Origin of the sequence: Apibacter sp. ESL0404, from assembly GCF_019469245.1 — a bacterium.
Lineage (GTDB): Bacteria > Bacteroidota > Bacteroidia > Flavobacteriales > Weeksellaceae > Apibacter.
The window spans coordinates 1,536,879-1,553,654 of record NZ_CP048267.1; the positions used below are offsets into that span (position 1 = coordinate 1,536,879).

Annotated in this window: 12 protein-coding genes; 2 read left to right on the plus strand and 10 right to left on the minus strand. The window is 31.1% G+C overall.

Annotated features, from left to right (window positions below; all coding sequences use genetic code 11):
- Positions 1–57: 57 nt before the first annotated feature.
- Complete coding sequence (locus tag GYM72_RS06475; protein ID WP_220263837.1) at positions 58–2,385, minus strand: glycoside hydrolase family 3 N-terminal domain-containing protein; 2,328 nt, start codon at positions 2,383–2,385, stop codon at positions 58–60.
- Between the two features lie 640 nt (positions 2,386–3,025).
- On the opposite strand from GYM72_RS06475, the gene GYM72_RS06480 reads away from it, so the two are divergent.
- Positions 3,026–3,886 carry an N-acetylglucosamine kinase gene (locus tag GYM72_RS06480; RefSeq protein ID WP_160541998.1) on the plus strand — a complete coding sequence of 287 codons (861 nt, stop codon included), beginning with the start codon at positions 3,026–3,028 and terminating at the stop codon, positions 3,884–3,886.
- 110 nt (positions 3,887–3,996) lie between these two features.
- Positions 3,997–4,791: an SDR family NAD(P)-dependent oxidoreductase gene (locus GYM72_RS06485; RefSeq protein WP_220263838.1), complete on the plus strand. Its 795-nt coding sequence runs from the start codon at positions 3,997–3,999 to the stop codon at positions 4,789–4,791.
- Positions 4,792–4,836: 45 nt separating this feature from the next.
- Here the strand turns inward: GYM72_RS06485 and GYM72_RS06490 are convergent, their stop codons facing one another.
- The 9 genes from GYM72_RS06490 to GYM72_RS09955 all read right to left on the minus strand — a co-directional run bounded on the left by GYM72_RS06490 (position 4,837) and on the right by GYM72_RS09955 (position 16,421).
- Positions 4,837–5,358 carry a Dps family protein gene (locus GYM72_RS06490; protein ID WP_185149979.1) on the minus strand — a complete coding sequence of 174 codons (522 nt, stop codon included), beginning with the start codon at positions 5,356–5,358 and terminating at the stop codon, positions 4,837–4,839.
- 49 nt (positions 5,359–5,407) lie between these two features.
- Positions 5,408–5,821, minus strand: a complete 414-nt coding sequence (locus GYM72_RS06495) for a hypothetical protein (protein WP_185150282.1) — start codon at positions 5,819–5,821, stop codon at positions 5,408–5,410.
- A 211-nt stretch (positions 5,822–6,032) separates the two neighbouring features.
- Positions 6,033–7,682 (minus strand): glucose-6-phosphate isomerase, encoded by a 1,650-nt coding sequence (gene pgi, locus GYM72_RS06500; RefSeq protein ID WP_220263839.1) that lies wholly within the window; start codon positions 7,680–7,682, stop codon positions 6,033–6,035.
- Positions 7,683–7,793: 111 nt separating this feature from the next.
- Positions 7,794–8,435 carry a hypothetical protein gene (locus tag GYM72_RS06505; protein WP_220263840.1) on the minus strand — a complete coding sequence of 214 codons (642 nt, stop codon included), beginning with the start codon at positions 8,433–8,435 and terminating at the stop codon, positions 7,794–7,796.
- Between the two features lie 60 nt (positions 8,436–8,495).
- Positions 8,496–9,107 (minus strand): outer membrane beta-barrel protein, encoded by a 612-nt coding sequence (locus tag GYM72_RS06510; protein WP_220263841.1) that lies wholly within the window; start codon positions 9,105–9,107, stop codon positions 8,496–8,498.
- A 1,053-nt stretch (positions 9,108–10,160) separates the two neighbouring features.
- On the minus strand, positions 10,161–12,074 hold the full coding sequence (gene dnaK, locus GYM72_RS06515) for a molecular chaperone DnaK (RefSeq protein WP_220263842.1): 1,914 nt from the start codon (positions 12,072–12,074) through the stop codon (positions 10,161–10,163).
- A gap of 261 nt (positions 12,075–12,335) precedes the next feature.
- Positions 12,336–13,595, minus strand: a complete 1,260-nt coding sequence (locus tag GYM72_RS06520) for a M20 family metallo-hydrolase (protein ID WP_220263843.1) — start codon at positions 13,593–13,595, stop codon at positions 12,336–12,338.
- Positions 13,567–14,067: an L-2-amino-thiazoline-4-carboxylic acid hydrolase gene (locus GYM72_RS06525; protein WP_220263844.1), complete on the minus strand. Its 501-nt coding sequence runs from the start codon at positions 14,065–14,067 to the stop codon at positions 13,567–13,569. Before GYM72_RS06525 ends, GYM72_RS06520 begins: the two co-directional genes overlap by 29 nt.
- Before the next feature lie 23 nt (positions 14,068–14,090).
- Positions 14,091–16,421: an ABC transporter permease subunit gene (locus GYM72_RS09955; protein ID WP_220263845.1), complete on the minus strand. Its 2,331-nt coding sequence runs from the start codon at positions 16,419–16,421 to the stop codon at positions 14,091–14,093.
- Positions 16,422–16,776: the final 355 nt, after the last annotated feature.

The following is a 16,776-nucleotide window of genomic DNA, read 5'->3' on the forward strand; positions in this document are numbered from 1 at the left end:
TATATCATTATAATTTGTTTTTTTTATTTATAGCATATTATTAACCTAAATTTATATTTATTTTTTTATACCGTATTTTGCGGTCCTAGAATCTTTGATAACACCTTTCCAATCTAAACCAAAACCAAAATTATAGACATTCCCTTCGCTGTCTTGATGACATTCCATGTCAAAAGGAATATCTTCTTTCTGTTTTTCAACTGTGTTCATATTTGCAGGCATTTGAAGGGGTAATAATCCGGAGGGTTCGTATTTCCCGGAAATAATATCCATTATGGCTTGTTCTCCAATTCCAAATCTTGCTATTATCACATCCACTCTAGATTCAAATTCATTAAAAATCATAGGTCGACTGATATTTACTACTACTATGACCGGTTTATTTCCCATTTGACTTTTAGTAGTTAATATGGTAGATAGATCGGATGAATTGGAAACGGTCACTGTTTTATCTTTGTAACTTCGATCTTTAATTGAAGGGTCTATTACGGGGTCTCCTGCTGCTATACTGTGCTCACGCGCATTTGTAGCCGTATAGCTGTTATATTGTAAGGAGATGGGAACGTATCCATTCCCTCCATTATTTCTATCGGCTATATCATATCCCCCTCCATCGTTGTTAGTTTGAGGGCTTGAAACAAAGACTATGGAAAAATCTGCTTTTTCAGGATCTTCTGTAACATGATAATATTTCTTAACTAATTCGATATTAACCGAATAATCTAATTTTGGTTCAGACCATTTTCCCCACCAATCTTTTATGGAAGGTTGATAGTTTTTTGGTATATATACCGTTTTTTTATCTTTTATAGGTAGTATACGTTTTTTATTTTTAAGCAAAACCACTGATTTTATTTGTGCTTCATAACCCGCTTGCATAAATTCAGGATTTCCAACTGTTTTAACGCTTTGCTCAACGTTTAAATACGGATTTTCAAACAATCCCAACCTGAAAATATTTTTTAATAATCGTATTCCTGATTGCTCAAAACGATTTCTCATATATTTATTCCCGTATTCCTTTACTCCCATTTTGTAGGCTTCTAATATGGGTTGCATAATATTGTTGCCTCCAAATTGATCCATTCCGGCCATTAAGGCAATATAATGTCTTTGAGCTATGGTTTTATTTTCCACTCCCCATGGCTTACCTTTAAATTCATCCGGAGTTTTACCCTCATTGGCTGTTATCAGCCAATCTGTACATAATACCCCATCATACCCAAACTTATCTCTAAGTAAATCGGTAATGATATATTTATTGAAGCCATTTGCATAATTACTTCCGTCTTTTGATTGATTATATGAAATGGTGTAATAAGGCATAACTGCTGAAGCTTTGGATGTTTTTCCATTGAGATTAAAAGCTCCGTTAACAAAAGGGCTCATGTGTGTATCAAAATTATTTCCTGGATATACTGCATATTTTCCAAACGCCCAATGTGCATCTCTACCGCCCTCTTCCGGTCCTCCACCCGGCCAATGTTTAACCATAGTATTAACACTTTTATATCCCCATCCGTCTGCAATTTCATCTTTACCAAAAGAAGTTTGGAAACCATCTATATAGGCCCTGGCCATATCTGTAGTTAGTTCCGGGCTTTCTCCAAATGTCATGTAGATTCTATACCATCGGGGTTCTGTTCCTAAATCTATTTGAGGAGATAAAGCTGTAGTTATTCCTAAAGCTCTATATTCTTGTGCTGCTATATTACCAAATTTTTGTACAAGTGACGGATCAAATGTTGCTCCTAAGCCTAACCCATCCGGCCAAAGAGATATGGCACCTCCTGCTCCTGCATTAAATTCAGATTTTATATTTCCGGTAACTTGGTCAGAATGTCGGGGATCTGAACTTGTATTTCCCGGAATTCCTAATCCCACCCCCTCCACGTATGCTTGCATTTGATTGTTCCATCGTGCTGCAACTTCAGGGCTTTGAACCGAAGTTATTAATATATGTCTTAAATTATCCTTTTGCAGAAATTTTTTCTGTGCATCTGATAGTTCCCAAGGTTGTGCACCACTGGCAGAAAAGATTTTTCCATTATAGGTTCCAGATGCGAATCCACTATCGTTTGAAGGTATAGCTTGATGATTACTATAAAGCATTAATCCTGCGATCTGTTCCAAGGACATTTTTTGAACTAAATCTTTAGCCCTTTCATCTGCGGATAGTCTCCAATCTTCATATTTATCAAGTTTTCCGTTTCTATTAAGGTCTTTGAATTTCAAACCGTCAACAGTTATAATTTTTACACCTGATAATGGGGAATATCCTAAATTGACTCCATTTCCATTATCGATTAAAATAAATTCTTTTTGCTGCGCTTTTGAAAAAAAAAGAGACAAGATTGTTAAAGTAGTAAAAATCTTTCTTCTCATATATGTAGTTTTTAATTTATTTTTTATAAATATTACTATAAACATGTAAGTTTAACGTGTTTATACAAATATAAATTAAATATCCTATTATAGTATAAATTATCAAAGAGACGTAAGCTCACCTTAAATAATTATATATTTAAATATATCATTATCATATAATTAACAATATTATAATTGATTAATATCATATTTAGAAATGACTAATTTTATCTAATATTAAGGTTAAAATGGTGATTTTGATACTAGGATATCTTACCATTTCATTGACTTATTTGAAGTAAATGTTAATTTTTTAACAAAATTTTAATTTCTCTATATTCTATTGGCAGAACAGGATATCCATAAATTTAATACGTATAAATTAAATTTATTTTATTTTTTATACCTAATCGTATGATTTAAATCAACTATTGATAAATATTTACTGTTTCAATGATATCTTTTATTAATTTTAGTCTGTAAAGAGATAGTTAAACTATTTCAAACATTAGTATATATACTTATTAGTTGTAATAAATTGAGCACATTAACCATTACTAATAAGATAATTTTACCAACATTTATTGAATATTTATTTTTATTATAAATATTTTTATTTTGTACTTTTGAAACATAACTAAAATTAAAAACAAAAAATATGATTCTTCTAGCAGATTCAGGTGCTACTAAAGCCGATTGGATAGCCATTGATAATAATGGCAATCGTATATTCTCAACACAAACTAAAGGTTTAAGTCCCGAAGCCATAAATAAAGAGGAAATGATCAAAAGATTAAATGAACGTTTTGACATTTACCAAAATAAACCCGCGGTAAAAAAAATATTTTTTTATGGGGCAGGATGTGGAACTGATAATATGAAAGATATTGTAAGAAATGCTTTAACAGAATCTTTTCCTAATGCTGAAGAAATTGTGGTTGAAGAAGATACCTATGGAGCCGTTTATGCAACCACACCTCCGGGAACTCAAGCCATAGTATGTATCTTAGGTACCGGATCCAATTGCAGTTATTATGACGGTGAACTTTTACATCAAAAAGTTTTATCTCTAGGATATCTTTTAATGGATGATTGCAGCGGTAATAAATTAGGAGCAGATTTGATTCGTGCCTATAATTTCAAAACTCTTCCTCATGAATTATCAATAAAATTGTCGAAAGAATATAATATGGATATAGATTTTATAAAAGAAAATCTATACAAAAAACCTAATCCCAATGCTTATCTAGCCACATTTGCTAAATTTATTATTCAAAACAAAGATCATGAATTTATTCAGCAAATCATTGATAAACAAATTCAAACCTTTATCGATTTATATATAAAACAATACGATAATTGTACTCAAGTCCCAATCAATTTTAATGGTTCTATCGGTTTTTATTTAAAAGATGAATTAGAGAAAAAATTATCTGAAAATGGAATGAAATTAGGTATAGCTTTACGAAGACCTATTGATGGTCTGATTGACTATATCTGTACTCATAGACTTACTTAAAATTTGAATTTTAATTGGTTTAAAAGGAATGAGTATGTCATTCCTTTTTTCTTTTTGGGTAGCTAGATTTTAAAATTAATTTTATTTTTGTTTAGTATTAAACTATAAAAATGTCTAAAACAATTATAATTACAGGAACCTCATCCGGCGTGGGATTGGCATTGGGAGATTATTTATTTCAGAAGGGTTACAACGTATACGGTTTGAGTCGTTCAGTACCTATAAATGCTAAATTTACTACTATTCCAACTGATATAACTAATGAAAAAGAAGTTGATGATGCATTAGATCAAATTCTTGCTAAAAATTCAACCATTGATCTGTTAATCAATAATGCAGGAAAAGGTATGGTCGGACCTGTTGAAAACGCTAAAAAAAATGAAATTATAAATTTATTTACCCTAAATATTGTAGCACCCTCTTATCTGATTTCAAAGGTTTTACCAATTATGCGTAAAAGTAATAAAGGTAAAATTTTTAATATATCATCGATTGGAAGTGAAATGGGTTTACCATTCAGAGGTTTTTATTCCGGTTCTAAATCTGCATTAGACATGATTACAGAATCGTTACGTTATGAATTAAAAAATTCGGGTATTGAAGTTTGTACAGTAAATTTAGGGGATATACGAACAGATATAGCAGCTCATAGGATTAAAAGTGATATTTCGGTTGACTATGTTAAAGTTTTTGATAAGGTGTATGATCATATGAATGCGGATGTTTCAAATGGTCTATCCCCCGAAACTATTGCTCCCTTTATTGAAAAATTATTTACTCAAAAAAATAAATTAAAACCCCATTATTATTTTGGTACAACTATCCAAAAATTATCTATTTGGGTTAAAACCATAATTCCACAATTGTGGTTTGAAAAAATTATAGCTAAATATTCGGGTTTATAACAAAAAAAACCTCTTTAAAAGAGGTTTTTTGTACTCAATTTATAATTATTTAGCTGAAGCACGTAGCATCCATGCCATAGATTCGTGCTGTTCCATAACTCCGGTTAAAAAATCACTGGTTCCATCATCTTTATTTTTGTCAGCAGTTGGTATGAATTCTGCTCGGATTAAACGGATAATCGTTTCATGATCCTGACATAATTCTACCAATATAGTCTTTTCGTCATCCACTTCTTCCCCGTCATGTTCTAATAAGTCTACCACTGCACTGAATTGTTTAAATGATCCCAGCGCATAATGACCTAATTTCCTTATCCTTTCTGCCACTTCGTCAATAATTTCCGCAATTTCTTTATATTGCTCTTCTAATAATAAATGTATAGATCTGAAATGTGGACCTTCTACATTCCAATGAAATTTTCTGGTTTTGGTATAAAGAAAATATTCATTGGCTAACAATCTGTTTAGTGCATCGGACACTAATTGTTTATTTTCTTCACTAAGCCCTATGTTGGCTTCTATGTGCCTTACTTTTTCAGACACAGGTTTTTTGGTTTTTGTTTTCAAAATAAATTTATGTTATATACGTTTTTCGTACTCTATAATAAATAATTGATTATTGTAACCTTTTCAATCTAAACAATAATTGTTGAATGGCTTCTTGATAATCATCAAAAATGGACAACGCATAGTCATCAACAAATAATTCTCTACCGTCTTGAAGTAACAGGTAAAAATTCTCACAATGTTTAATAATATCTTTAGGCGTAGGAGTTTCTTTGATAGTTACTTCAATATCTCCAAATTGAGCATAGGCTGTTTCAACCAAGCGGTCAATTACATCTAATACTGAATCAATAGCCTGATCTAAAGCAATATGTGTTGCATAACTTCCTTTGCCGGTTACTTGCCAATGATATAGTTTTAAACTGCTGTTATATGAAAAAATTTCACCAAAAAATTTACCTAATTTTTTGTTTTTTGAAGAGTCGTTGTACGTGCTTTTCACTACGTTTTGTTCTTTGATCATAATTTTAAATTTTTAGTCTTCTATTTATTAATATTTGATTTGTACTTATAAAATGCAAATATCAGACCTAAAGCGTTTAACTCTATATTATTTTAAAAACCTATGATAAAGCTGTATTATGTTTTTTATAGTGAACTGTAAACTTTTGATTTTACGAATAAAAAAAGATCGTCTGATGAGACGATCTTTTTTTATTTAAACAGATATAAAATTATCTCATTTTTTTATAGGCATTTATCAGCCCATTAGTTGATGAATCATGTGTAGTTATTTCTTGATCTCCTGATAATTCAGGCAGCACTTTGTTAGCCAATTGTTTGCCTAATTCTACGCCCCATTGATCGAAACTGAAAATATTCCAGATAACTCCTTGTACAAATATTTTTTGCTCATATATAGCAATTAATTTTCCTAGTAATTTAGGTGTTAGAATTTTATACAAAAAGGAATTGGTTGGACGATTTCCTTCAAATATTTTATATGGTTTTAATTTATTAATTTCCTCTTCATTTTTGCCTTGATCTTTTAATTCTTTATAAACTACTTCTTCCGTTTTACCAAAAGCTAAAGCTTCTGTTTGAGCGAAAAAGTTGGATATAAGTTTTTCATGATGATCTGAGACTTTATTTAGTGTTTGGGCACCTGCAAAAAAATCACAAGGAATAAGTTTTGTTCCTTGATGTATCAATTGATAAAATGCATGTTGTCCATTGGTTCCCGGTTCTCCGAAAATTATTGGTCCGGTCTGATAATCAACTTTTTTACCGCTTCGGTCTATATATTTACCATTGGATTCCATATCTCCTTGTTGAAAATAGGCTGCAAACCGATGTAAATATTGTTCATAGGGAAGTAAAGCAACATCTTCCGCGCCAAAAAAGTTATTATACCAAATACCTAATAGGGCTAAAATTACCGGTATGTTTTTATTTAGTTCCGTATTTCTAAAATGTAAATCAACTTCATTTGCTCCTTCTAATAATTCGGTAAAATTGTCATATCCTACAGCTAAACATATGCTCAATCCAATAGCTGACCAAATAGAATATCTTCCACCTACCCAATCCCAAAATTCAAACATATTTTCTTGACTAATTCCAAATTTTGTTACGGCTTCTTGATTGGTTGATAGGGCAACAAAATGTTTAGCTACTTCAGATTCTAATTTTGCTGATTTTAAGAACCAATCTTTTGCTGTTTGAGCATTGGTCATAGTTTCTTGAGTAGTAAATGTTTTAGATGCCACAATAAACATTGTTGTTTCCGGATTTAACGGTTTTAATGTTTCTACTATGTGAGTTCCATCAATATTGGATACAAAATGTAAATTCAGCCTGGTTTTGTAATATTTTAGCCCTTCTACAACCATTAAAGGGCCTAAGTCAGAACCGCCGATACCAATATTAACCACGTCAGTAATTGCTTTTCCTGTATACCCTTTCCATTCGCCTGAAATTACTGATTCAGAAAATTTTTGCATTTGCAAAAGGACTTTGTTTATCTTAGGCATTACATCTTCTCCGTCAACTATAACCGGTGTATTTTTTCGATTTCTTAATGCTGTGTGTAAAACTGCTCTATTTTCTGTCTCATTTATTTTATCGCCACTAAACTGCTTTTCAATTGCTTCTTTAACATGGGTTTCCTCAGCCAGTTGAATTAATAATTTTAATGTTTTTTCTTCTATTCTGTTCTTAGAATAATCAAAAAGAATATCATTAAATTGTATTGAAAATTTATCAAATCTTTGAGGATCTTCTTTAAACCATTGACGAAGGTGTTTATCTTTTATTTGGTCGTAATGTTCTTTTAATAATTGCCAAGCGCGGGTTTCTGTTGGATTAATCTTAGATAATGCCATAATACATTTATTTATAATACTAGCAAATTTACTTATTTATCACTTTTAATCAACAAAAAAACCTCTGAAATAAATCAGAGGTTTTTATATTATTTTTTTTAATTTATAAAATTAAAAACTGAATTTTTTAGTAACTCCTACGTGAATAGATTTTCCAAACGTTAGGTCAAAATCTTTGCTCTTGTTATAATTTTTGTAATCCAAGGCTACGTTTTCTTTTGTATCGCTCCATTCAACTCCTCCAAAAGAAACATTTAAACCAAAATTATTTTTAAAGTTTATAAATAAAGCAGGGGCAAAATCGATGTAATATCCATATCCTCTAACTCTATTTTCAACTAACATATCTGCCTCATTGTAGATAGAATTACTTGGAGTTTTTTTGCTGTCAGAACGGTATTGTTGATACCCGGCTCCTAAATCTGCGTATATACCAAAAATTTCACTAAAAGGTTTATAATAACGAACAAAACCGCCAATTCTACTTTCGTATGCTTTATCTTGAACACTGTAATTTGGTAGCTTTTCATAAGTATGTTTATCATAAGATAAGCTGGTTTTGGCTCCTACAAACCAATTATCAGCTACTTCATAAGCTATTACAGGTGTAAATGTAACATTATTGGTTTTTTCGTCATTATAACCATTAACTCTTTTAAGGCTAAAATCTGTACCCAAAAGGATAGAATTCTTTTGAGCTTGGGCAGACAACACACTAAAAAGGGTAAGGGTTGCTATTATAATTTTTTTCATGCTTTTTCTTTTTAATTAGTTATATTAACTTGCGTTAAATAATTTTATACTATAATTAAATTATAGTGAAAAGTTTTTAGAAATACCAATATTGAAAGCATTTCCAAAAGTTACATCAACCCCATTAGATTTATTTTTTGTTCCTTTTTCTTTTAAGTGGTTGAATTCAACTCCACCAATGCTAAAATTCAATCCAAAATTATTTTTGAAGTTAATGAATAAGGCAGGGTTAAATCCTATGTAAAATCCATCTGCTTTATTTTCATATTTTGCTAAATCATCGTGTCCTTTGGTTTTTTGCTCTTGCCAACCTGCACCCAAATCAGCATATACTGCAAAAGTTTCACTTAATGGTTGTGAATAACGTATAAAACCTCCGATTTTTGAAGTTTTGGTATCTCCATCAAGTAAATTAGATTCTTGAAGTGCTTTACTATCTAAATCCGCTTTTGTAAAAGCTACTTTTGCTCCAATAGTTAAATGATCAGTAAATTGATATCCTAAATAAGGAGCCCATTCGTAAGTGTCCAATTTTTGTTTTCCTGAATTTCCTCCAAATTTGTTTTCGGTGTGGTTGTAACCTACATTACCTCCTAATAAAATACTGTTTTTTTGTGCATTCATAGTTGATAATCCAAAAACTACTGCTGCAAACAACACTAACTTTTTCATAATTTTCTTTTTTGTAAAATAATTTAATTCAAAATTTATTTAATTCTAATTCTTCCACTTGAAACGTAGTAGAACCTAAATTTATCTAATTTCGTGTTAAAACTATACTAAATACCGTGCCAAAGTTAACATTATGTTAAAAAAACATCTTATTTTCTATTAATTTATGTTGGATCAATATACAAATAAATTAACTTTGTATAATTATTCAGTTATAATTTTATAAACGATATCTAAATTTAGCATGCAAATATAAATAAATACTCTCTTATAAAGTAATTTGATACTTAATTTATTTTTTTACATGCAAATTTTGCTTTTTCTATTAAATTAATATTAATTTTTTAAGTAAAAATATTTGTAAATAAAAATTTAAAATGATTTTTTTTAACAAAAATTACTGCATTTTTAAATGATTATATACCAAATTCAATTTTTAACATTTTTTTATTTGTTTTAATTTATAATTGGAAAAACAAACTGTGTCATTTTACAAAAACAAATTGTACATAAAAACACTAAAAAAGCCTAAAAATAAAAGGCTTTTTTTGTATAATATATTTTGTATTTTAGATAAAGTTTTATGACTTTATATAGTAATAATGAGATGAGAATTTATTATTCTGCTTTTTTTACCATTTTAAAGCAATAAATATGCATTAATATAATGTTTTTTATGTTTTGAATAACTATCTGACTAACCAACTTTTCTTTAGCATATAAAACAAATAAAAAAAGAGAGATTATGATAAAACATACTCTTATTTAGTTTTAAATATTAAATAAACCCTTTTAAATTAGTCTTTACAGGATTCAAGGGTTTTTAGAATGTTTATTAATATAGATGAGGTATTAAGCATTTTAAATGGTAGTAAATGTACATTTTGTTTTTCTAGCCAATATTTTAAAAATCATTCAATCCCTTTACTAGATTGGATTTCCGACTTTTTTTAATTTATTAATAATATACAATTTGTTTTTTCCCCTATATATAAAAAACCTCAAAATTAAAATTCTGAGGTTTTCCAATTATACTGTGTATTATTCTTGTTTTTATTTCACTTCTTCGAAATCTACATCTTCAACATTATCTCCTCCTTGATTAGAACCACTTGATGATCCTTCTGCTCCGCCTTGAGCTCCCGAATTTGCTCCTTCAGCTGCTTGACCGGATTTATATAAATCTTCTGAAGCGGAAGCCCATACAGCATTAATTTTTTCCATTGCTGTTTCAATTGCCGGAATGTCTTTGCTTTCATGGGCTTTTTTCAAGTCTGCCAACGCATCTTCAATTGGTTGTTTTTTCTCTGAAGGTAATTTTTCTCCAAATTCTTTTAATTGTTTTTCTGTTTGGAAAATCATTGCATCTGCAGTATTTAATTTCTCAACTTCTTCTTTTCTCTTTTTATCTGCTTCAGCGTTAGCTTCTGCTTCTTTCTTCATTTTTTCAATTTCTGCTTCACTTAATCCGGAAGATGCTTGAATTTTTATGGATTGTTCTTTTCCGGTTCCTTTATCTTTAGCCGATACACTTAAAATACCGTTAGCATCAATATCGAAGGTTACTTCAATTTGTGGAACTCCTCTTGGTGCCGGTGGTATATCCACTAAATCGAATTTTCCTATTTCTTTATTATCGTTGAACATAGGTCTTTCTCCTTGCCCTACTCTAATAGTAACTGCCGGTTGATTATCTGCTGCAGTTGAAAATGTTTCAGATTTTTTTGTTGGAATGGTGGTATTGGCATCAATTAATTTGGTAAATACACCTCCGTAAGTTTCAATTCCTAAGGAAAGTGGAGTAACATCTAATAATAAAACATCTTTTACATCTCCCGTTAATACACCTCCTTGAATTGCAGCTCCAATAGCAACCACTTCATCAGGGTTTACTCCTTTGGAAGGTTTTTTACCGAAAAATTTTTCAACTTCTTCTTGGATCACCGGGATACGTGTTGAACCTCCGACTAATAATACTTCATCAATATCTGAAGTTTTTAATCCTGCATCTTCTAACGCTTTTTTACAAGGTTCCATAGATCTTTTAACAAGATCGGCTGCTAATTGTTCAAATCTTGCTCTGGTTAACGTTTTTACCAAATGTTTTGGACCGGAAGCTGTAGCGGTTATATAAGGTAAATTTATCTCTGTTTGAGTAGATGAAGATAATTCTACTTTAGCTTTTTCAGCGGCTTCTTTCAATCTTTGTAATGCAATTGGATCTGCTTTTAAATCAACACCTTCTGCAGATTTAAATTCTTCTGCTAACCAATTAATTATTACATCATCAAAATCATCCCCTCCTAAGTGTGTATCTCCATTAGTTGACAATACTTCAAATACTCCGTCTCCTAAGTCAAGAATAGAAATATCAAAAGTACCTCCTCCTAGGTCATATACTGCAACTTTTTGGTCTTTATGAGCTTTATCTAATCCGTAAGCCAAGGCTGCCGCGGTAGGCTCATTTATAATTCTTTCTACTTTTAAACCGGCAATTTCACCTGCTTCTTTCGTTGCTTGTCTTTGCGCATCATTAAAATAAGCAGGAACTGTAATTACTGCTCGATCTACAGTTTCTCCTAAGAAATCTTCTGCTGTTTTCTTCATTTTTTGAAGAATCATAGCTGAAATTTCTTGCGGAGTATATAATCTTCCGTTAATATCTACTCTTGGAGTATCGGAATCACCTTTTACTACTTTATAAGGAACTCTGGAAATTTCACCAGCATCTGATGAAAATCTAGTACCCATAAATCTTTTTATGGAATATACGGTATTGTGTGGATTGGTTACTGCTTGTCTTTTAGCAGGGTCCCCCACTTTAATTTCTCCATCTTCCATAAAAGCAACTACGGATGGAGTAGTTCTTTTTCCTTCAGCATTAGTAATAACGGTAGGATCGCTACCTTCCATTACAGCTACACAAGAATTTGTTGTTCCTAAATCAATTCCTATAATTTTACTCATGTTTATATTTTTTCTTTAATTACTTATGGTTATTAATTATACTAAATACTACTATTACTTATATAATTGTTTATGCAATTTCAATGATTATGCCATGAAGCATTATATAAACATTTGTCATAATTAATTTTTTGCAAGCTGACATATTGTCTAAGCATTTTTACTTCACCTTACAATTTCATCTATAATGATAATTGAAAAGGTAGAACTTTAATACTCTACCTTAACCACTTAATCTATTTAATCTATAAATTGGTTTATTCATTGTCTTTTAGATAAATTTTTTACTGCATTTAATAAAACATTAGCACCGGCACTCATCCATTCCGGTTTAATTTCTTCCTTTTCATTATGACTTATTCCTTTAATACAAGGTATAAAAATCATGGAAGTCGGGGCTATTTTAGAAATATTACACGAGTCATGCCCGGCTCCTGAAACCATTGTTCTATGGGGATAGTTTAGATTTTTAGTTACTTGGCGTACCACTTCAATGCAGGTATCATCAAAAGGTAAGGGAGGAAAGGATAGTATAGGACGGATGCTATAGGTTAGATTTAATTTCTCTGCTATTTGATGAATTTTTTCGAACAATTGTTGATCCATCCTTTGTAATCCCTTTTCTGAAGGATGTCTAAATTCAACTGAAAACCAAGCTTTATCGGTAATTACATTTCTTGAATTGGGTGTAATTTTTACCATTCCAACGGTTGCCCTTCCTTCGGGTTTTTCATTTTTTCCTATCGTGTTGACTTCAAGCACTGCCTCGGCAAGACCTAGTAAGGCATCTTGGCGTACTTCCATAGGAGTTGTTCCGGCATGAGAAGCCATCCCGGTGAATTCAACATCGTACCATTTTTGACCTAAAGCGCCGGTAACTATTCCTATTAATTCATTATGGTTTTCTAATATCGGCCCTTGCTCAATATGCAGTTCCAGTGAAGCATGGATTTTATAATTTGAAAAATTATCTTTTCCATCATATCCGATTCTTTCTAATTCTTGTTTAATGGTATTTCCTTCACTATCTCTACACGACCAACCATCTTGTAAAGAAGTTAAACCTGAAAAAACGGCCGAACCTATCATGGCAGGAGCGAATCGTGAACCTTCTTCATTGGTCCAGCTTACAACATCTATGGGGCGATCAGTCTTTATATTATGGTCATTCAATGAGTAAACAACTTCCAGGGCTGCTAATACCCCATATATCCCGTCGTACTTACCTCCTAAGGGCTGACTATCTATGTGAGAACCAATAAGTACAGGACTCAAACGGCTATCTTCACCGGATCGTCTGGCGAAAATGTTTCCCATTGCATCTATTTTTATTGTACATCCGGCTTTCTTCGCCAGAGATACAAACAAATCACGAGCTTGTTTATCTAAATCTGTGAGCGTTAAACGATGTACCCCTCCATTTGGTGTAGCTCCTATAGTAGCGAAATCGGCTAACCACGATTGTAGTCTCTTTGAATTTATATGTAAGTTATCATTCATTGGAAATATCTGTTTTCCCATTTTCTAGTTTATAATGAAAATCACAAAAACCGTCTCCGTTCATTATGGTATGGGGGCGGGTTAATTTTACATTTGGAGCATATCCTTCAATAAATTTAGCATCTCTGTTGCAGGAGAGTAAAAATCCAATTTCGCCCAATCCCATTTCATGATACATTTCTGCATATCGACATCTTTTCACGTTATAATCATATTGGTTCTCATTATTAACAACCACTTCAGTTTCAAGTGCATCATCTTTTTCCCATAAATATTGGAGAGCTACAAAGCTTTGTACTGAGGTTGGCCCATCTTCTTTTTGGGCAAAATCTTTTCCGGCCTGAATGGCTGCATTAGCTACGGCTTCTTCAATAATCGATTTTGCCTGTTCAAGTCCATACTCTCTCTTTAATATATCGTATATAGGTTTTATTATTTCTGCTTCAATTTTTCGTCTTTGTAAAATACCTATTTCTTCTTTTTGATTCTTCATACTTGTATTTACTTATGTTTATTTTAAATAGTATAATCGATGGGAGCAATATTTCCAATGAATTTTAGTAATCTTTCATCCTTGGATTTTTTCATTTGTTGAGGTTCTTCATTGTATAAAATTTTTCCTGATTCCATAAAAACAATTTTATCTGATACTTCAAATGCGAATTTCATTTCATGAGTAACAATTATCATAGTCATGCCTTCAGTAGATAATTCTTTTATAACTTTCAATACTTCTTGAACTAATTCGGGATCTAAAGCGGATGTTGGTTCATCAAATAACATAATATCGGGCTCTATAGCCAATGCTCTTGCTATGGCTACCCGCTGTTGCTGCCCTCCTGATAATTGGTGAGGGTATTTATTGGCATGAAGCAACATGCCTACTTTATCCAACATTGCCAATGCATACATACGCAGCAGTTCTTTATCTTTACTTTTTTTATGATATAAAGGGGCCAACATAACATTTTCTAATACCGTTTTGTGTGGAAAAAGATTATACGATTGAAAAACCATACCTATCCTCATTTCCTGAAGTTTCTTTTTTGATTTACGAAATTTACTTTTATTTTTGGATATAAAAGAAACTTCTCCCATTTCAATATCTCCTTCATCTACTGTTTCTAAACCGTTTATGGATCTTATTAAGGTACTTTTCCCGGATCCAGATGGACCTATAATACTAATTACTTTCCCCCAAGGAACGCTTAAACTTATATTATTTAATACTAAAGTAGTTCCAAATGTTTTTGTTATATTTTTTAATTCTAAAGCGGTTGAACCTTTATTCGTATTTTTTATGTTCGAATATTCTCTTAATTTTTCAAAATCAACTTTTATTGAACTATCAATGTCTGTGCTTTTTTTATGGACATCAAATTTTGCTTCAAATTTGTTAATAATCCATGTTACCAAAGTAACTATTAGTATATAATAGATAGCAACTGCTAACAGGGTTTCCATAACCAGAAAGTTACGTGTATACAATTGCTGTCCAACCATCAATATTTCGGTCAAGGAAATCACCGATACCAGTGAGGTTAACTTAACTATTGTTACGTATTGATTAGCGAGTGACGGTAAGGCTATCCTAAATGTTTGCGGGGCAACAATCAATCTCATGATTCCCCAGTAGGATAACCCCAGTGCTTTTCCCGCCTCATATTGTCCTTTGGGTATCGCTTGTAATGCTCCTCTATGTATTTCCGCTATATAGGCTGTTTCACTTAAAACTAAAGCTATTAAACCGGATATGAAGGGATTGGATAGTATTATCGAGCTTTGAGGCCAAATTTGAGGTAGATTATATATAAATATTAATAATACCAATAAAGGTAAACTCCTGAAAAACCAAATATAACCTTTGGAAATAGTTCTTATAAATGAATGAGAACTCTGTCTCATTAATGCTACTAAAAAGCCTAAAACTACTCCTATACACCAAGTTAATGTACTTAACTCGATTACAGTTAAACAAGCTTTCCAAAAATCTGTGTTAATAAATTGATTTTTAAAATATTTCCAATTGAAAATTGTATTCTTTTTTTGAGATGAAATCGATTCTTCTTCTATCTTATATTTATGTAGTAATTCTTGACTTGGATAAGCCAAATTATATTTGTCCAACAGCTGCTGATATTCTCCCGATTTCCTTAGTTCTTGTATAACTTGTGCGATTTTATTTTTTAAGGCTATGTTTTCATTTTTAAATGCTAAACCTATTAATACGGGATCTATCATTTCGTGTGTAGAAATTATCAATTTATCTCCTAATCTGTCAATTAACATTTTAGCTACTGCCGCATCTTCATATTGTACGTCCACGCCTTTGGATAATAGCGCATGTGAAGCCTCGGGAGCGCTGGGGTATTCTTTAACTTCAATTCCTTGTTTATTATTCTTAAAACAGAAATTCTTGGTAACATCATTCAATTTAGGAATCCATGCCGCCCCTTTCATGGAAGAAATTTTCTTTCCGCATAAGTCTTGTAAAGATAACGGTCGGTAGGATTCGTCTTTTCTAACAACCAATACACCACCGGTTTGTAAATAGGGTAAAAACGAAACTTGTTGAGCTCGTTGCGGATTAATATACAATGCAGATGCTATGAGATCATAATGTCCTGCATTTAAGCCCATAATTATATTTTCTATTCTGGTATCTTTAAAGACTACTTTAAGATTTAATTTTTCTCCTATTAATCTCATTAAGTCAGGGTCAAACCCTCTGGGAATTCCTTCTAAATAGGCATAAGGAGCATAAGTTAGGTCAATACCAACCGCTAATTCGCCTTTTTTTAGAGTTTGTGATTGATAAATCGTTGTACTAAATAGAAAGATTAGCACGTATACATATTTAGAAAACAAAGTGTAAAATCGAAGATCTATTTTAAATAATTGATTATTCACAAGCAATATTATTTTATTCAATATAAAAAACAACAAAATTTAATTCCTATTAAACTGATAGGCAAACTTACTTATTATTTGAATTATAATAAACTTATTTTTTTATCTTTTTATAAAATCTAAATAATTAAATTTTTATTCAACTTCTGCTTTTTGCAGTATTTAAAATTTTATAAAAGACAATTGGTTAATCAAATATAATTATCATATAATAATTTAAAAACAAAATTATATCACATAATCACAATATTATATATACTTTTAATTTTAATTCAGAATATAAAATTAAATA